This window comes from Streptomyces sp. NPDC029122 (genome assembly GCF_055569445.1).
In genome coordinates, this window is record NZ_JBVHWK010000008.1 from 65,790 (window position 1) to 80,746 (window position 14,957).

Consider the following 14,957-nt stretch of genomic DNA (forward strand, 5'->3'; position numbering starts at 1 on the left):
ATGAGTACGCAGAGCAGGCTGACGCACATCGACGAGGCCGGCGCGGCCCGGATGGTCGACGTCTCCGAGAAGGACGTCACCACCAGGACGGCGCGCGCCAGCGGACGCGTCCTGGTCTCGCCGCGGGTGATCGAGCTGCTGCGCGGCGAGGGCGTGCCGAAGGGCGACGCCCTCGCCACGGCCCGCATCGCCGGGATCATGGGGGCCAAGAAGACCCCCGATCTGATCCCGCTCTGCCACCCGCTCGCGGTGTCCGGGGTGAAGGTGGACCTGAAGGTCGCCGACGACGCCGTCGAGATCCTCGCCACCGTCAGGACCACCGACCGTACGGGCGTCGAGATGGAGGCGCTGACGGCGGTCGCCGTCGCCGGCCTGACCGTGATCGACATGGTGAAGGCCGTCGACAAGGGCGCGGTCATCACCGACGTCCGGGTGGAGGAGAAGACCGGCGGCAAGTCCGGCGACTGGAGCCGCGCGTGACGCCCCCGCGCGGTGGCGAGGTGCACAGCCACGTGCCGCCGGAGACCGGCGGGGCCCCGGCGGCGGGGCGGCCCGCCCCCGAGGCGCCCGTGGGGCGGGCTCTGGTCGTCACCGCCTCCAACCGCGCCTCCCAGGGCGTGTACGCCGACAAGGGCGGCCCGCTGCTGGCCGGCGGGCTGGAGAAGCTCGGCTTCACGGTGGACGGTCCGCGCGTGGTCCCGGACGGCGACCCCGTCGAGCGGGCGCTGCGCGAGGGCGTGGCCGCCGGCTACGACGTCATCCTGACCACCGGCGGCACCGGCATCTCGCCGACCGACCGCACCCCGGACGCCACCGGCCGGGTGCTGGACTACGAGATCCCGGGCATTCCGCAGGCCATCCGCGCGGAGGGCCTGGCCAAGGTGCCCACCGCCGCCCTGTCGCGGGGGCTGGCGGGTGTGGCAGGGCGCACCCTCATCGTGAACCTGCCCGGTTCCACGGGCGGTGTGAAGGACGGCCTCGCGGTGCTGTCGCGGATCCTGCCGCACGCCGTCGACCAGATCCGGGGCGGAGACCATCCCAGACCTGACGCGGCGGCCGGGAGCCCGAGCTGAACGGCCCCTCCTGGCCGGTGGTGCTGACGGACGGCGATGTCACGCTCCGGCCGATAAAGCTGCGGGACCAGCGCGCCTGGCGCGAGGTCAACCAGCGCAACCGGGACTGGCTGCGGCCGTGGGAGGCGACGATCCCGCCGCCCACGCCGTGGGGGCCGGTGATCCACCGGCCGACGTACCGGCAGATGGTCCGCCACCTGCGGGCGGAGGCGCACGCGGGGCGGATGCTGCCCTTCGTCATCGAGTACCGGGGGCGCCTGGTCGGCCAGCTGACGGTCGCCGGGATCACCTGGGGCTCGATGTGCGCCGCCCATGTGGGCTACTGGGTGGACCGGGACGTGGCCGGCCGGGGGGTGATGCCGACGGCGGTCGCGCTCGCGGTGGACCACTGCTTCCAGAAGGTCGGGCTGCACCGGATCGAGGTGTGCATCCGCCCCGAGAACGGACCCAGCCGCCGGGTCGTGGAGAAGCTCGGGTTCCGTGAGGAGGGGCTGCGGCCGCGTTATCTGCATATCGACGGGGCGTGGCGCGACCACCTGGTCTTCGCGCTGACGGCGGAGGAGGTTCCGCAGGGGCTGCTGCGCCGCTGGCACCGGAGGCGCAAGCGGGAAAGCCCGCCGTCGACGCCCGCGTAAAAGCAGGTAATCGCAAAAGCGTTCGAATTTATGCCCGGCTCGCCCATAACCTGATCCGAAGAATCACAAAAAAAGTCGGTGATATCAGCCGGATCGTGCGACACACCGGCCCAATTGGCTGATCCCCTCGGCCGCGCCCCTCTACGGTGTGAGGTGTGAGCAGCAGCGGCCTCATCTACGCAGTCATCGTCGGGGCCTGGGCCGCCTACTTGGTGCCCATGTGGCTCCGGAGGCAGGACGAGCTGAACGAAGCGCGTCCGACGGAACGCTTCTCCACCGCCATCCGGCTGCTTTCCGGCCGGGCGGGAATGGAGCGCCGTTACGCCAAGGGGCTGCGTGAGCGCGGTGAGGATCAGGCTGAGGCCCAGCCCCACGCCGACCCGGAAGCGGCGACGGAAACGGTGAACTCCGTGGACGCCGACGCCCGGGCCATCGGCGTACCCCCGACCAGGGTGGAACTGAGATCGGCCGAGGCCGAGCGGGCCCGCCGCCAGCAGCGCCTCCAGGTACTCGCACGCCGCAGGCGCACCACCGCGCTCCTCTTCCTCGCCTTCAGCGGCGGCGCGGTCGTCGCCGCCGTCGGCGGGATCCGCTACCTGTGGGCCCCGGCCGTGCCGGCCCTGCTGCTGAGCGCCTACATCGTGCACCTGCGGGTCCAGGAGCGGCGGCGCTACGAGTTCACGATGGACCGCCGCCGAGCCGAGGCGGCCGCCCGCAGCCTGCGCGAGAACCGCACCCAGCGCCACCGCGAGCAGCCGGAACCCTCCGTCGGCGCCGAACCGGACCCCGCGCCGCCGGTCTCCCCGCAGGAGGCCGGGCGCCGGGCGCTCGTCGAGCAGACCGACCACGCCGAGTGGGTGGACCAGCAGCGCGAGCGTGAGCGCGGCCCGGCGCGCGGCGACAGCTGGGAGCCGGTCCCGGTCCCGCTGCCGACGTACGTGACGGCCCCGGTCGCCCCCCGCGCCACCGGCCCGGTGAACCCGGACGGCTGGAGCGCGGCCCGCTCCAGCACCGCCGAGCCGACCGACCCCCGCCTGCGCGCCCAGCCGTCCGCCCCGAAGCCGGACCCGGCCCCGCAGCCCGCCCCGCCCCGCCCGCGCGGCCGCGACCTCGGCCGTACTCCGCTCTTCGACCAGTACGAGAGCGACGACCGCCCCCGCGCCGCCAACGAGTGACGGGTGACCTGCGCGGACCCTCCGGACAACGCGTTTTGGAGCACCCGCGCGGGGATGCTAATGTTTCACACGTCGCAAGGGCCTGTGGCGCAGTCTGGTAGCGCACCTCGTTCGCATCGAGGGGGTCTGGGGTTCAAATCCCCACAGGTCCACAAACGACAGTTCTTGAGTAGCTCTCAGGAATCGTCTCGAGATCCCGTTCCGCCGAAAGGCGGGGCGGGATCTCGGCGTTTCCGGGTGTGTTCGCGACGGTGTCCGATTCCCCGTCCCGGCGCCCGGAAGAACGTGCCGACGGCGTTGACGTAGACGAAGTGAGAGATCACGCGGGAAGCGATCTACGCCGGTTCGGAAAGCGGCCTCCGCCCGTCTTCGGAGGGCCCCTGCGGGAGAGCGGGCGGCCGAGGGGTGGGGGGCGTCGGGACAATGGGCGCATGGTGGATGCGGATGGGGCCGTCGCGCAGGCGTGGGAAGCGTTGGGCGGGGACGGGGAGTTGGCCGGGCGGGTCAGTTTTCGGGGGGCGGGCGGGCTGGAGGGGCCGCTGCCGGTGCGGGAGTTGGCGCGGGCCTGCGTGGGGGTGTGCGGGCTGGCGGCGGCCGAGCTGGCCGCCGTACGGGCCGGGGGCACGGCGCTCGACGCGGCTCCGGTCGTGGTGGACGAGGGGGCCGTGGCCACGGCGTTCGTGAGCGAGCGGCACCTGCGGGTGGAGGGCAGGGCGCCGGTGAGCTTCGCGCCGCTGTCGGGGTTCTGGCGGGCGGCCGACGGGTGGGTGCGGACCCACGCCAACTACCCGCACCACGAGGCGGCCCTGGTGCGGGCGCTCGGCGTGCCCGGGACCCCGGAGGCGGTGCGGGAGGCGCTCGCGGGGCGGGGCGCGGTGGAGGCGCAGGAAGCGGTCTACGCCCAGGGCGGGCTCGCCGTCGCGGTCGCGCGGGAGTACGGGGAGCCGCAGCCGCTGGTCGAGTGGGTACGGGGGCCCGGGCGCGGCCGGGTGCCGGCGCCGGCCGGGCCGCCCGCGTCCGGGGTGCGGGTGCTGGACCTGACCCGGGTCATCGCGGGGCCCGTCGCGACGCGGACGCTGGGGCTGCTGGGCGCCGACGTGCTGCGGATCGACTCCCCGGGGCTGCCCGAGGCGGACGACGCGTACGCGGACACCGGCTTCGGGAAGCGTTCCGCGCTGCTGGACTTCGCCGACGCGGCGGACCGGGCCGTGCTGGAGAGCCTCCTCGACACGGCCGACGTGGTGGTGACGGGGTACCGGCCGGGGGCGCTGGAGCGGTTCGGGCTGGGAGCGCGCGAGCTGCTGGAGCGCCGGCCGGGGCTGGTGGTGGCCGAGCTGTGCGCGTGGGGGTGGCACGGGCCGTGGGCGGGCCGGCGCGGCTTCGACTCGCTGGTGCAGGCGGGGTACGGGATCGCCGCGCGGTGCGCGGGGGAGGACGGTGCCCCCGGGGTGCTGCCGGCGCAGGCGCTGGACCACGGCACCGGGTACCTGGTGGCCGCGGGTGTGCTGCGGGCGCTGGCGGAGGGCGGCGGCCGCGCGCTGCGGTTCTCCCTGGCGGGAACGGCGTCGTGGCTGGTGCGGGAGGTTCCCGCCGCGGCGGCGGGGGCGCCGGGCTACTCGGCGGAGCCGTGGCTGCGCGAGGCGGATTCCGGGTACGGGAGGCTGCGGTACGTGGCGAGCCCGTTCGGGGACTGGCGGCGGGGGCCGTCCCGGTGGGGTGCGGACGAAGCCGCCTGGCTCCGCCGCTGACCCGCCGGCACGGCCCCGCGGGGGCGGTTCAGGAGCCGGCGGCCGGCAGCGGCTTCGTCATGCAGCGGCTGGACTCGTAGAAGCGGTAGTACCCGAACTTCTCGGACATGCCGTAGCCCGACGAGAGGTAGAGGGCGATGGCCTCCGGCTGCTGGTTGCCGGTCTCCAGGACCATGCGGCTGCGGCCCGCCGCCAGGGCGTCGGCCTCCAGCTCCGCCAGGATGCGGCGGGCCAGTCCCAGGCCGCGGGCCCGCGGGACCACGTACATGCGCTTGACCTCGGCGTCGCCGTCCGAGTACCCCTCTTCGTTCTTGTCCTGGCTGCGCCAGGCGCCGCTGGCCACCGGGGCGCCGGAGGCGTCGTAGGCGATCAGGTAGAGGCCGTTGGGCGGGACGAACATCGCCGGGTCGAGGAAGGTGGCGTCGCCCTCGCCGTCGTAGCGCTGCCGGTACTCCACCTGGACCTGCGCGTCGAGCTCCGCCGCGTCCGGGTGGTCGTACGGCACGGCGCGGATGTTTATACCGTGAGACATTCGAATATCGTACGGATCCCTCCCGCTAGGGTGCAGGGATGCTCACCGTGACCACCGTGAATGTGAATGGGATCCGCGCCGCCGCCAAGAAGGGCTTCGTGGAGTGGCTCGCCGGATCCGACGCCGACGTCGTGTGCCTGCAGGAGGTGCGGGCCGAGGAGGCGCAGATTCCCGCGGAGGCCAGGGAGCCCGAGGGCTGGCACACCGTGTTCGCGCCGGCCGCCGCCAAGGGGCGGGCCGGCGTCGCCCTCTACACGCGGCGGGCGCCCGAACGGGTGCGGGTGGGCTTCGGGAGCGACGAGTTCGACGCGAGCGGGCGTTACGTGGAGGTCGACCTGCCCGGCGTGACCGTCGCCAGCCTGTACCTGCCCTCCGGGGAGGCCGGCACCGCGAAGCAGGACGAGAAGTACCGGTTCATGGAGGAGTTCGCCGGCTACCTCCGGGCGCTGAGGGCGCGGGCCGCCGCCGACGGGCGGGAGGTCGTGGTGTGCGGGGACTGGAACATCTGCCACCGCGAGGCCGACCTCAAGAACTGGAAGACCAACCGCAAGAACGCGGGCTTCCTGCCCGAGGAGCGGGAGTGGCTGGGCGAGGTGTACGCGGAGGCCGGGTACGTCGACGTCGTGCGCGAGCTGCACCCGGAGACGGAGGGGCCGTACTCGTGGTGGTCCTACCGGGGCCGGGCCTTCGACAACGACGCCGGCTGGCGCATCGACCTCCAGGTCGCGAGCCCGGGCCTGGCCGCGAAGGCCGTGAAGGCCTTCGTCGAGCGTGCCGAGACGCACCCTGAGCGCTGGTCGGACCACGCGCCGGTGACGGTGGTCTACGAGCTCGGCGTCTGAGGAGTCCCGGGCGCCGGAGGGTGCTGCTGGTGCAGGCGGTCCATCGCCATCGTCAGCTCCGCCTCGACCACGCTCTTCGCCAGCGGGCGCAGCCGCGCGACGGCGTCCCGCCCGATGTGGGCGGAGATCAGCTCGGTGAACAGCTCCGCCAGCGCGTCGGCGTGCTCGCGGACCCGGCGGCCCGTCTCCAGCACCGCCGCCAGCGGTACGCCCTCGCGGACCAGGGCCGAGGAGACGTCCAGCAGGCGCCGGCTGACGTGCACGATCTCCTCACCGTCGGTGGCGAGGTACCCGAGGTCGAGGGAGGCCGCCAGGTTCTCCGGGGTGACCTCGCCCTCGAAGTAGTCGGCGAGGGCCTCGGGCGAGAGCCTGACCGGGGTCTCCTCCGACCAGCCGATGCCGAGCAGCTCGCCGAGCTGGCCGACGTCGCGGCCCTTCTCGAAGGCGGCGGTCAGTTCGGCGATGCCGCCGAGGGTGTGGCCGCGTTCGAGCAGGGCGGCGATGGTGCGCAGCCGGGCCAGGTGCTGGTCGTCGTACCAGGCGATGCGGCCCTCGCGGCGCGGCGGCGGGAGCAGCTTGCGCTCGCGGTAGAAGCGCAGGGTGCGCACCGGGATGCCGGCCGCCTCGGCCAGTTCCTCCGTCCGGTACTCGCGCTCCACGGCGGGCTCCGCCTCTCTCGTCGCCGGTCTCTCCACACGCGCAGCCTAGGGGTTGTCCCGCGGATCGGTCCCGCGGGTCGTGCCGCGTCCGGTCCGTGGGGCGCCGCCGCGCCGTACTCGCGGTAACTTTCCGGGCGCGACCCCTACCCATGGGTACGGGGCTGCTCTACTCTCCCGATTGTGCCAGTGATTGCTGGCAACGTTGCGGTTCGGATTGCGGTGCGGAAGGCGGCGGGCATGGGCGGCAAGGGCAGGACGGCCGGCGGGAGCGGGCGCGAGCACGTACGCGTGGCGGTGATCGGGTCCGGTTTCGGCGGGCTCGGCGCGGCCGTGCGGCTGCGGCGCGAGGGGATCACCGACTTCGTCGTACTGGAACGGGCCGACTCCGTCGGCGGCACCTGGCGCGACAACAGCTACCCCGGGTGCGCCTGTGACGTGCCCTCGCACCTGTACTCCTTCTCCTTCGCGCCCAACCCCGACTGGCCGCGGACCTTCTCCGGGCAGCCCGCCATCCGCGCCTACCTGGAGCACGTCGCCGACACGTTCGGGCTGCGCCGGCACATCCGGCTCGGCCACGAGGTCCTGATGATGCGCTGGGACGCGCAGGAGCTGCGCTGGGAGATCGAGACCTCCGCGGGCGGGCTGACCGCCGACGTCGTGGTGTCGGCGACCGGACCGCTGTCCGACCCGAAGACGCCCGAGGTCCCCGGGCTCGCCGAATTCCCCGGCAAGGTCTTCCACTCCGCGCGCTGGGACCACGGCTACGACCTGAGCGGCAAGCGCGTCGCGATGATCGGTACGGGCGCCTCCGCGATCCAGATCGTGCCGGCCATCGCCCCCCGGACGGCCCGCCTGACGCTCTTCCAGCGCACCCCGCCGTGGGTGCTGCCGCGCACCGACCGCGCCATCAGCACCGCCGAACGCTGGCTGCACCGGCAGCTGCCCTTCACCCAGGCGGCCCGCCGCGGGCTGCTGTGGGGCATCCGCGAGATCCAGGTCAGCGCCTTCACGAAGCGGCCGAACCAGCTCGGGCTGATCGAATCCCTCGCCAAGGCCAACATGGCGCGCTCCATCAAGGACCCGGCGCTGCGGGCCAGGCTCACGCCCTCCTACCGGATCGGGTGCAAGCGGATCCTGCTCTCCAGCGAGTACTACCCGGCACTGGCGCGGCCCGACGTGGACGTGGTCGCCTCCGGGCTCAAGGAGATCAGGGGCTCGGTGCTCGTCGCCGCCGACGGGACCGAGACCGAGGCGGACGCGATCATCTTCGGCACCGGCTTCCACGTCACGGACATGCCGATCGCCGACCGGGTGGTGGGGGCCGACGGGCAGACCCTCGCGGACTCCTGGAAGGACGGGATGCAGGCGCTGCGCGGGGCGACCGCGGCCGGCTTCCCGAACTGGATGACGATCATCGGACCGAACACCGGCCTCGGCAACAGCTCGATGATCCTGATGATCGAGTCCCAGCTGAACTACATGGCGGACTACCTGCGCCAGCTCTCCCTCCTCGACGGGAGCGGCCCGGGCGGGCGCACCGCCCTCGCGGCCCGCCCGTCCGCCGTCAACCAGTGGAACCGGCGCGTCCAGGCGCGGATGGAGCGGACGGTGTGGAACACCGGCGGCTGCACCAGCTGGTACCTGGACTCGCAGGGCCGCAACACCACGGTCTGGCCGGGGACGACGGGGGAGTTCCGGCGCGAGACGCGCACGGTCGACCTGTCCGAGTACGAGGTCGTACGCGTGCGCGAGCGCGGCCGCGCCACGGCCTCCGCGGCCCCCGCCTCGCAGGCCCCCGCCTCTCCGGCGGCCGCCCCCGCCTCTCCGGCGGCCGCCCCCGCCGCGGAGGGAGCCGCGTGAGCCGGCCCGGGCACGTCACCACCGGCCGGTACGCGCCCCCGGCCGCCGCCAGCGAACTGGTCGCCGTATCCGCCGACGGGGCACGGCTGCACGTGGAGGTGCACGGGGAGGAAGGGGCCCCGGCGGTCGTGCTCTCCCACGGCTGGACCTGCTCCACCGCCTTCTGGGCGGCGCAGATCCGCGACCTGTCCCGCGATCACCGGGTCATCGCCTACGACCAGCGCGGTCACGGCCGCAGCCCGGCGGCCGCCGACTACAGCACCACCGCCCTCGCCGACGACCTGGCCGCCGTGCTGAAGGCCGCCCTCGCCCCCGGGGAACGGGCCGTGGTCGCCGGGCACTCCATGGGCGGCATGACCGTCATGGCCGCCGCCGCCCGCCCCGAGTTCACCGAGCACGCCGCGGCCGCCCTGCTGTGCAGCACCGGCAGCTCGCGGCTGGTCGCGGAGGCGACCGTGCTGCCGCTGCGCGCCGGGCGCGCGAGGACCCGCGCGACCCGCGCGGTGCTCGCCTCGCGCGCCCCGCTCGGGCCCGTCACGCCGGTCGCCCGCGCCGTGCTCAAGTACGCGACCATGGGCGCCGGGTCCGCGCCCGACCGGGTGGAGGCCTGCGCCCGCATCGTGCACGCCTGCCCGGCCGGGGTGCGCCACGCCTGGTCCGAAGTGCTGGCGGGGCTGGACCTGGACGCCGGACTGGCCCTGCTCACCGTACCGACCGCCGTCATCGGGGGCAGGGACGACCGGCTCACCCCGGTGGCGCATGCCCGGCGGCTCGCGGCGGCGCTGCCGCACTGCGTGGGCCTCACCGAACTCACCGGCACGGGGCACATGACCCCCGTCGAGGCACCCGAGGCCGTCACCGGCGCCCTGCGGGAGCTGACGGACCGCTACCTCGGCACGGCCGCTCCCCGTCACCTCGCCACGGCCCCCGAACACCTCGGCGCGGCCCCCGGTCCGTTCGCCGCATCCGACGCAGAGAAGGAGAAGACCGCGTGAGCACGCGCAGGAGTCTGGAAGGCCAGGTCGCCGTCGTCACGGGCGCCGCCCGCGGGGTCGGCGAGCTGCTCGCCCGCAAGCTGTCCGCGCGCGGCGCCAAGGTCGCCCTGGTGGGGCTGGAGCCGGAGGCGCTCAAGCAGGTCTCCGAACGGCTGCACACCGACAGCGACCACTGGCACGCCGACGTCACCGACCACGAGGCCATGGCCCGGGTCGCGCGGGAGGTCAAGGAGCGCTTCGGAAAAGTCGACATCGTCGTCGCCAACGCCGGCGTCGCCGCCGGTGGGCCGTTCGGGGACTCCGACCCCGTGGCCTGGCGCCGCGTCATCGAGGTCAACCTGATCGGCGGTGCCGTCACCGCCCGCGCCTTCCTGCCCGTACTCATGGAGAGCCGCGGCTACTTCCTCCAGATCGCCTCGCTGGCCGCGATCACCCCGGCGCCGATGATGACGGCGTACTGCGCCTCCAAATCCGGCGTCGAGGCCTTCGCGCACAGCCTGCGCGCCGAAGTCGGCTACAAGGGCGTCAAGGTGGGCGTCGGCTACCTCTCCTGGACCGACACCGACATGGTGCGCGGCGCCGACCAGGACGAGGTCATGCGCGAGCTGCGGCGGCGGCTGCCGTGGCCCTCGAACCGTACCTATCCGCTGGGCCCGGCGGTCGACCGGATCGTGGCCGGCATCGAACGCCGCTCGGCACACGTGTACGCGCAGTGGTGGCTGCGCGGGATGCAGGGCGTCCGCGGCTACCTGCCGGCGGTCATCGCGGCGGCCGGCACGCGGGAGATGAAGCGTGTCGAACCGAGGCTCGGCGAGGTCGCCACGGGGCTCGTCGGAGCGGGCGGGGCGGCCGACGAACAGGAGCGCTCCCGGCACCGCTGATCGAAATGCGTGCTTTGTCACCTCGTGTCAGTCTGGTCGAGGCCCAACCACCGACACCCCGTACGGAGTGAAAAAGCATGGGTATCAAGGACCAGTTCCAGGACAAGGCGAACGAGATCAGGGACCGGGCAGAGAAGGCCGGGCAGGGCGTGAAGGACGAGATGGCCGAGCGCACCGCCAAGGCGAAGCAGAAGAAGGACATGGGCGCGAGCTCGAGGTCGAAGCCGCAGTCGCCGTCGCAGTCGCACGACGACATCAAGGACGAGCTCGACGACCGGACCTGAACCGCCGGAACTGAACCACTGAACCACTGAACCGCTGAAACACCCCGCACGTCGCCGAGGGGCGTGATCCGGACTCCGGATCACGCCCCTTCCGCGTGTCGCGCGCCGCCGCCCGCGCCTACTCCCGCGGCGGCAGCTTCGGACGCCGGCGGTCCGGTACGTCGGTGTAGCCGGGCGGCACGGCGGCCGGGTCCTGCTCCAGCAGCTCCAGCGCCAGGTGCACGGCGTCGTCCAGCTGCGCGTGCCGCCCCTCCGCCCAGTCGAGCGGAGTGCGCAGGATCGCCAGGTCGGGCTCCACGCCGTGGTTCTCCACCGACCAGCCGTACTCCGGGAACCAGGCGGCGTTCATCGGGACCGTGATCACCGTCCCGTCGCCCAGGGCGTGCCGGCCGGTCATCCCGACCACCCCGCCCCAGGTGCGCTGGCCCACCACCGGGCCCAGGCCCAGCAGTTTGAACGCGGCGGTGATCATGTCCCCGTCGGAGGAGGTCGCCTCGTCGGCCAGGGCCACGATCGGCCCGCGGGGCGCGTTGGACGCGTACGAGACGGGCTGGGCGTTGCGCGTCAGGTCCCAGCCGAGGATCGAACGGGTGAGCTTCTCCACCACCAGTTCGCTGATGTGCCCGCCCGCGTTGCCGCGTACGTCCACGATCAGGGCGGGCCGGGACATCTCCATGCGCAGGTCGCGGTTGAACTGCGCCCAGCCCGAGCCGCCCATGTCGGGGATGTGCAGGTAGCCGCAGCGCCCGCCGCTGAGCTCGCGGACCACCGCGCGGCGCTTGGACACCCAGTCCTGGTAGCGCAGCGGCCGTTCGTCGATGAGCGGCACGACCGCGACCCGCCGGGCCCGGCCCTCGCCCTCGGCCGGCTGGAAGGTGAGCTCGACGGTGGTGCCGCCGGCCGCCGACAGCAGCGGATAGGGGCCGGCGACCGGGTCCACGGGGCGGCCGTCGACGTGGGTGAGGACCGCGCCCTCGCGGATGCCGGTGCCCGCGAGCGGGGAGCGGGCCTTGGAGTCGGAGGACTCGCCGGGCAGGATCCGTTTGACCACCCAGCCCTCCTGCCGGTGCACGAAGTTGGCGCCGAGCAGCCCGATGGCCCGCTGGTAGTGGGGCGGCCCCTCGTTGCGGCGGGCGGGGGAGACGTACGCGTGCGAGGTGCCGAGTTCGCCGAGCACCTCGCGCAACAGGTCGGCGAACTCGTCGGGGGAGGCCACCCGTTCGACGAGGGGGCGGTACTGGCGCAGTACGCCGTCCCAGTCGATTCCGCACATCTTCGGTTCCCAGAAGTAGGCCCGGATGATGCGGCCGGCCTCCTCGAAGGCCTGGCGCCATTCGGCCGCCGGGTCGACCTCGTGCAGGATGCGCCGCAGGTCGAGGTAGACGGTGGAGTCGCCGTCGCCCGACTCGGTCGCCGGGACGGCGCGCAGGTCGCCGTCGTCGTTGACGACCAGACGGGTGCCGTCGCCGCTGGCCGCGAACCAGTCGAGGCCGGACGCCAGTTCGCTCTTGCGGGCCTTGGTCATGTCGAAGTGCTCCAGCGTGGGCTTGCCGCTGGTGTCGGCCGGGTTGGCGAAGGTCTCGCCGAGCGCGCCCGAGATGGGCCAGCGCAGCCAGACCAGTCCGCCGCCGTGCACCGGGTGGAGGGCCGAGTACTTCGACGCGGAGACGGGGAAGGGCGTGACCCGGTTCTCGAGGCCCTCGACCTCCACCGTGACCGTGCCGTCGCCCTCGCCGGACTCGCCCTCGACCGGATCGAGCCCGCCGGCCGCGGGCCGCCCGTCGGGGGAGAAGGCGAAGGGGGAAGGGGTGGCGGAGGAGAGCGGCACCAGGTAGGGGCGGCAGCCCAGCGGGAAGGACAGGTCGCCGGTGTGCACGTCGTACACCGGGTCGAAGCCGCGCCAGGACAGGAAGGCGAGGTAACGGCCGTCCCGCGTGAAGACCGGGTTCTCGTCCTCGAAACGGCCGTTGGTGACGTCGACGACCACGCGCGCGCCGGGGCCGGAGATCTTCGCCATCTTGATCTGCCGCAGGGAGCGTCCGATGCCCGGGTGCGACCAGGTGAGCCAGCAGCCGTCGGGGGAGAAGGCGAGGTCGGTGACGGGGCCGTTGATGGACCGGATGAGTTCGGTGACCTCCCCGTTGGACTCCTCCGTGGCGTCGAGCAGCAGCAGCCGCCCGTCGTGGGAGGCGATGGCGAGCCGCTCCCCGTCGGGATCGGAGACCAGCTCCGTGACGCGGCCCAGCTCGCCCGAGGCAAGCCGGCGCGGCTCGCGGTCGCCGGAGGCGCGCGGGAGGTAGGCGATCTCGATCGCGTCCTCGCCCTCGGCGTCGGTGACGTACGCGACCTGCCCGCTGCTGCCGAGCATCTCGGGCAGCCGCACCCGTACGCCCGGGGTGTCGGCGATGGTGCGGGCCGGCCCGTCGCGGTGGGTGAGCCAGTAGAGGCTGCCGCGTACGACGACGGCGCTGGCGCGCCCGGTGGTGTCCACGGACAGCGAGTCGACGTTGCTGGCGGCCGGCACCTGGTACGTACGCCGCCCCGCGCGCGGGCCGCCGAGCCGGACGGGCAGCTTGCGCGGGAAGGCCCCCTCGGCGAGGGAGTCGACGAGCCAGATGTCGCCCGCGCACTGGTAGACCACGCGGGAGCCGTCGCTGGAGGCGTGCCGGGCGTAGAACTCGTCGTGGTCGGTGTGGCGGCGCAGGCCGGTGCCGTCGGGCAGGCAGGAGTAGAGGTTGCCGATGCCCTCGTGGTCGGAGAGGAAGGCGATCCTGCCGTCCACGAACATCGGTGCTTCGAGGTGGCCCTCGATGTCCTCCAGGAGCCGCTGCCCGTGCAGCCACAGCCGGCCGGTGGCGCCGCCCCGGTAGCGCTTCCAGGCGGCGGGTTCGTGCGGGGGCTTGCCGGTCAGCAGCAGGCTGCGGTGCTCGCCGTCGACGTCGAGCACCTGGATGTCGGAGACCGGGCCCCAGGGGAGACGGCCGCCCGGGCTGCCGTCGGTGGGCAGCTTGTAGGCCCAGGAGTAGTAGGAGAAGGGCTGCCCGTGCGAGGAGACGGCCAGGACGTTGCCGTCCGGGTCCCAGCCGCAGACCCGGGTGTCGGTGGAGCCCCAGTGGGTGAGCCGGCGGGCCGGGCCGCCGTCGACGGGGGCGAGGTGGATCTCGGGGTCGAGGCTGCGCCAGGTGGTGAAGGCGATGTGCCGCCCGTCCGGGGAGAAGCGCGGGTGCCCGACACGGGTGCGGTCCACGGTGAGGCGCCAGGCCCGGCCGGGGGTCTGGCCGTCGGGGACCAGCGGAGCGACCCAGAGATCGTCTTCGGTGGCGAAACACAGCAGGTCGTCGTGGAGGTGCGGGAAGCGGAGGTACGCGACGTCGTGACTCACCCCACAATGCTTTCCGCGCCAGGGGGGCCCGGCAACTCGTACAGGTGACGCGGTCGCCACCCGTGCGGGTGGCGACCGGCGTGACCCACGCCACGTCGTCAGCGAAACGGAACGGTTTCGTTTCGTTAGCTCGGAGAGGTAGTCTCTGAGGAGTACGGAACCGTTTCGTTCGGAGGTGGACGCGATGAAGGCAAGCTGCCGGGTGGGCGACGTGATGTCGGCCCGGCGTAGCCGGATCACCCCCGAACGGGAAGCCGAACTCCACGGGGCGGTCCTCGACCTCCTGCGCGAGGTCGGCTACGAGGCGCTGACCATGGACGCGGTCGCCGCCCGTACGAAGTCCAGCAAGGCCACCCTCTACCGCCAGTGGGGGAGCAAGCCGGAGCTGGTCGCGAAGGCCCTGCGGTGCACCCAGCCGGTCTCCCTCCGGGAGATCGACACGGGCAGCCTGCGCGGGGACTTCGCGCAGATGGTCGAGTGCTCCGACGACGCGCAGATGGCCAAGGACACCGCGCTGATGCGGGGCCTGGCCCATGCCGTCCACGAGAGTCCGGAGCTGCACCGGGCACTGCGCGACCTGCTGGTCGACCCGGAGATCAACGGTCTCCAGGTGATGCTCCAGCGCGCCGTGGAGCGGGGCGAGATCCGGCCGGACTGTCCGGCGCTGGACTTCGTACCGCACATGCTCATCGGGGCGTTCATCGCGCTCCCGCTGATCGAGGACCGGTCCGTCGACCGGGCCTTCCTCGGCCAGTTCATCGACGCCGTGGTCTTCCCCGCCCTCGGCGTCTGACGTCCCGCCCGGGTACTTCGCCCGGGGTCGGCTCCCCGGCCCCACGGCTCCCTGAAGTACAGCTCCACAGAAGTACAGAACGTCCTTCCTGCTGCTCC

14 protein-coding genes and 1 tRNA gene are annotated in these 14,957 nt (G+C 73.4%); 12 read left to right on the forward strand and 3 right to left on the reverse strand.

The genetic code is table 11. From position 1 onward, the window contains the following. The 6 genes from moaC to ACZ4WZ_RS12445 all read left to right on the forward strand — a co-directional run bounded on the left by moaC (window position 1) and on the right by ACZ4WZ_RS12445 (window position 4,631). The gene (gene moaC, locus ACZ4WZ_RS12420) at window positions 1-480 is read left to right on the forward strand and encodes a cyclic pyranopterin monophosphate synthase MoaC (protein ID WP_388939304.1); all 480 of its coding nucleotides are present in this window, start codon (window positions 1-3) and stop codon (window positions 478-480) included. Then, window positions 477-1,073, forward strand: a complete 597-nt coding sequence (locus ACZ4WZ_RS12425) for a MogA/MoaB family molybdenum cofactor biosynthesis protein (RefSeq protein WP_467888802.1) — start codon at window positions 477-479, stop codon at window positions 1,071-1,073. Before moaC ends, ACZ4WZ_RS12425 begins: the two co-directional genes overlap by 4 nt. Window positions 1,074-1,090: 17 nt before the next feature. Next, window positions 1,091-1,708: a GNAT family N-acetyltransferase gene (locus tag ACZ4WZ_RS12430; protein ID WP_467888805.1), complete on the forward strand. Its 618-nt coding sequence runs from the start codon at window positions 1,091-1,093 to the stop codon at window positions 1,706-1,708. Between the two features lie 155 nt (window positions 1,709-1,863). Next, on the forward strand, window positions 1,864-2,883 hold the full coding sequence (gene sepX / locus ACZ4WZ_RS12435) for a divisome protein SepX/GlpR (protein ID WP_467888809.1): 1,020 nt from the start codon (window positions 1,864-1,866) through the stop codon (window positions 2,881-2,883). Window positions 2,884-2,961: 78 nt separating this feature from the next. Continuing rightward, window positions 2,962-3,035: transfer RNA gene (locus ACZ4WZ_RS12440), tRNA-Ala, on the forward strand. 279 nt (window positions 3,036-3,314) lie between these two features. Then, window positions 3,315-4,631 (forward strand): CoA transferase, encoded by a 1,317-nt coding sequence (locus ACZ4WZ_RS12445; RefSeq protein ID WP_467888812.1) that lies wholly within the window; start codon window positions 3,315-3,317, stop codon window positions 4,629-4,631. Between the two features lie 28 nt (window positions 4,632-4,659). Here the strand turns inward: ACZ4WZ_RS12445 and ACZ4WZ_RS12450 are convergent, their stop codons facing one another. Next, window positions 4,660-5,163: a GNAT family N-acetyltransferase gene (locus ACZ4WZ_RS12450; protein ID WP_467888815.1), complete on the reverse strand. Its 504-nt coding sequence runs from the start codon at window positions 5,161-5,163 to the stop codon at window positions 4,660-4,662. A 38-nt stretch (window positions 5,164-5,201) separates the two neighbouring features. On the opposite strand from ACZ4WZ_RS12450, the gene ACZ4WZ_RS12455 reads away from it, so the two are divergent. Continuing rightward, the gene (locus ACZ4WZ_RS12455; protein ID WP_467888818.1) at window positions 5,202-6,005 is read left to right on the forward strand and encodes an exodeoxyribonuclease III; all 804 of its coding nucleotides are present in this window, start codon (window positions 5,202-5,204) and stop codon (window positions 6,003-6,005) included. On the opposite strand, the gene ACZ4WZ_RS12460 is transcribed toward ACZ4WZ_RS12455, so the two are convergent. Continuing rightward, a complete protein-coding gene (locus ACZ4WZ_RS12460) occupies window positions 5,987-6,700 on the reverse strand; it encodes a MerR family transcriptional regulator (RefSeq protein WP_467888821.1) in 714 nt (237 codons plus the stop codon). The genes ACZ4WZ_RS12455 and ACZ4WZ_RS12460 overlap by 19 nt on opposite strands. Before the next feature lie 201 nt (window positions 6,701-6,901). On the opposite strand from ACZ4WZ_RS12460, the gene ACZ4WZ_RS12465 reads away from it, so the two are divergent. The 4 genes from ACZ4WZ_RS12465 (at window position 6,902) to ACZ4WZ_RS12480 (ending at window position 10,684) form a co-directional block, all read left to right on the forward strand. Continuing rightward, on the forward strand, window positions 6,902-8,524 hold the full coding sequence (locus ACZ4WZ_RS12465) for a flavin-containing monooxygenase (protein ID WP_467888823.1): 1,623 nt from the start codon (window positions 6,902-6,904) through the stop codon (window positions 8,522-8,524). Beyond that, complete coding sequence (locus tag ACZ4WZ_RS12470) at window positions 8,521-9,519, forward strand: alpha/beta fold hydrolase (RefSeq protein WP_467888826.1); 999 nt, start codon at window positions 8,521-8,523, stop codon at window positions 9,517-9,519. The genes ACZ4WZ_RS12465 and ACZ4WZ_RS12470 overlap by 4 nt, the downstream gene beginning before the upstream one ends. Then, window positions 9,516-10,400 (forward strand): SDR family oxidoreductase, encoded by an 885-nt coding sequence (locus tag ACZ4WZ_RS12475; protein WP_467888828.1) that lies wholly within the window; start codon window positions 9,516-9,518, stop codon window positions 10,398-10,400. The genes ACZ4WZ_RS12470 and ACZ4WZ_RS12475 overlap by 4 nt, the downstream gene beginning before the upstream one ends. A gap of 77 nt (window positions 10,401-10,477) precedes the next feature. Further along, a complete protein-coding gene (locus tag ACZ4WZ_RS12480; RefSeq protein WP_467888831.1) occupies window positions 10,478-10,684 on the forward strand; it encodes a hypothetical protein in 207 nt (68 codons plus the stop codon). A gap of 118 nt (window positions 10,685-10,802) precedes the next feature. Here the strand turns inward: ACZ4WZ_RS12480 and ACZ4WZ_RS12485 are convergent, their stop codons facing one another. Next, window positions 10,803-14,066, reverse strand: coding sequence for a S41 family peptidase (locus ACZ4WZ_RS12485; protein WP_467888834.1), 3,264 nt, complete (start codon window positions 14,064-14,066; stop codon window positions 10,803-10,805). Between the two features lie 214 nt (window positions 14,067-14,280). Here ACZ4WZ_RS12485 and ACZ4WZ_RS12490 point away from each other — a divergent pair, with 214 nt between their 5' ends. Continuing rightward, window positions 14,281-14,859, forward strand: a complete 579-nt coding sequence (locus ACZ4WZ_RS12490) for a TetR/AcrR family transcriptional regulator (protein ID WP_467889107.1) — start codon at window positions 14,281-14,283, stop codon at window positions 14,857-14,859. Window positions 14,860-14,957 lie beyond the last annotated feature (98 nt).

What these genes read in the sequence shown, in the direction of transcription:
- ACZ4WZ_RS12480 (WP_467888831.1), top strand. Translation starts at nt 10,478, where the DNA reads ATGGGTATCAAGGACCAGTTCCAGGACAAGGCGAACGAGATCAGGGAC.
- ACZ4WZ_RS12455 (WP_467888818.1), top strand. Translation starts at nt 5,202, where the DNA reads ATGCTCACCGTGACCACCGTGAATGTGAATGGGATCCGCGCCGCCGCC.
- moaC (WP_388939304.1), top strand. Translation starts at nt 1, where the DNA reads ATGAGTACGCAGAGCAGGCTGACGCACATCGACGAGGCCGGCGCGGCC.
- ACZ4WZ_RS12450 (WP_467888815.1), bottom strand. Translation starts at nt 5,163, where the DNA reads ATGTCTCACGGTATAAACATCCGCGCCGTGCCGTACGACCACCCGGAC.
- ACZ4WZ_RS12445 (WP_467888812.1), top strand. Translation starts at nt 3,315, where the DNA reads ATGGTGGATGCGGATGGGGCCGTCGCGCAGGCGTGGGAAGCGTTGGGC.
- ACZ4WZ_RS12490 (WP_467889107.1), top strand. Translation starts at nt 14,281, where the DNA reads ATGTCGGCCCGGCGTAGCCGGATCACCCCCGAACGGGAAGCCGAACTC.
- ACZ4WZ_RS12465 (WP_467888823.1), top strand. Translation starts at nt 6,902, where the DNA reads ATGGGCGGCAAGGGCAGGACGGCCGGCGGGAGCGGGCGCGAGCACGTA.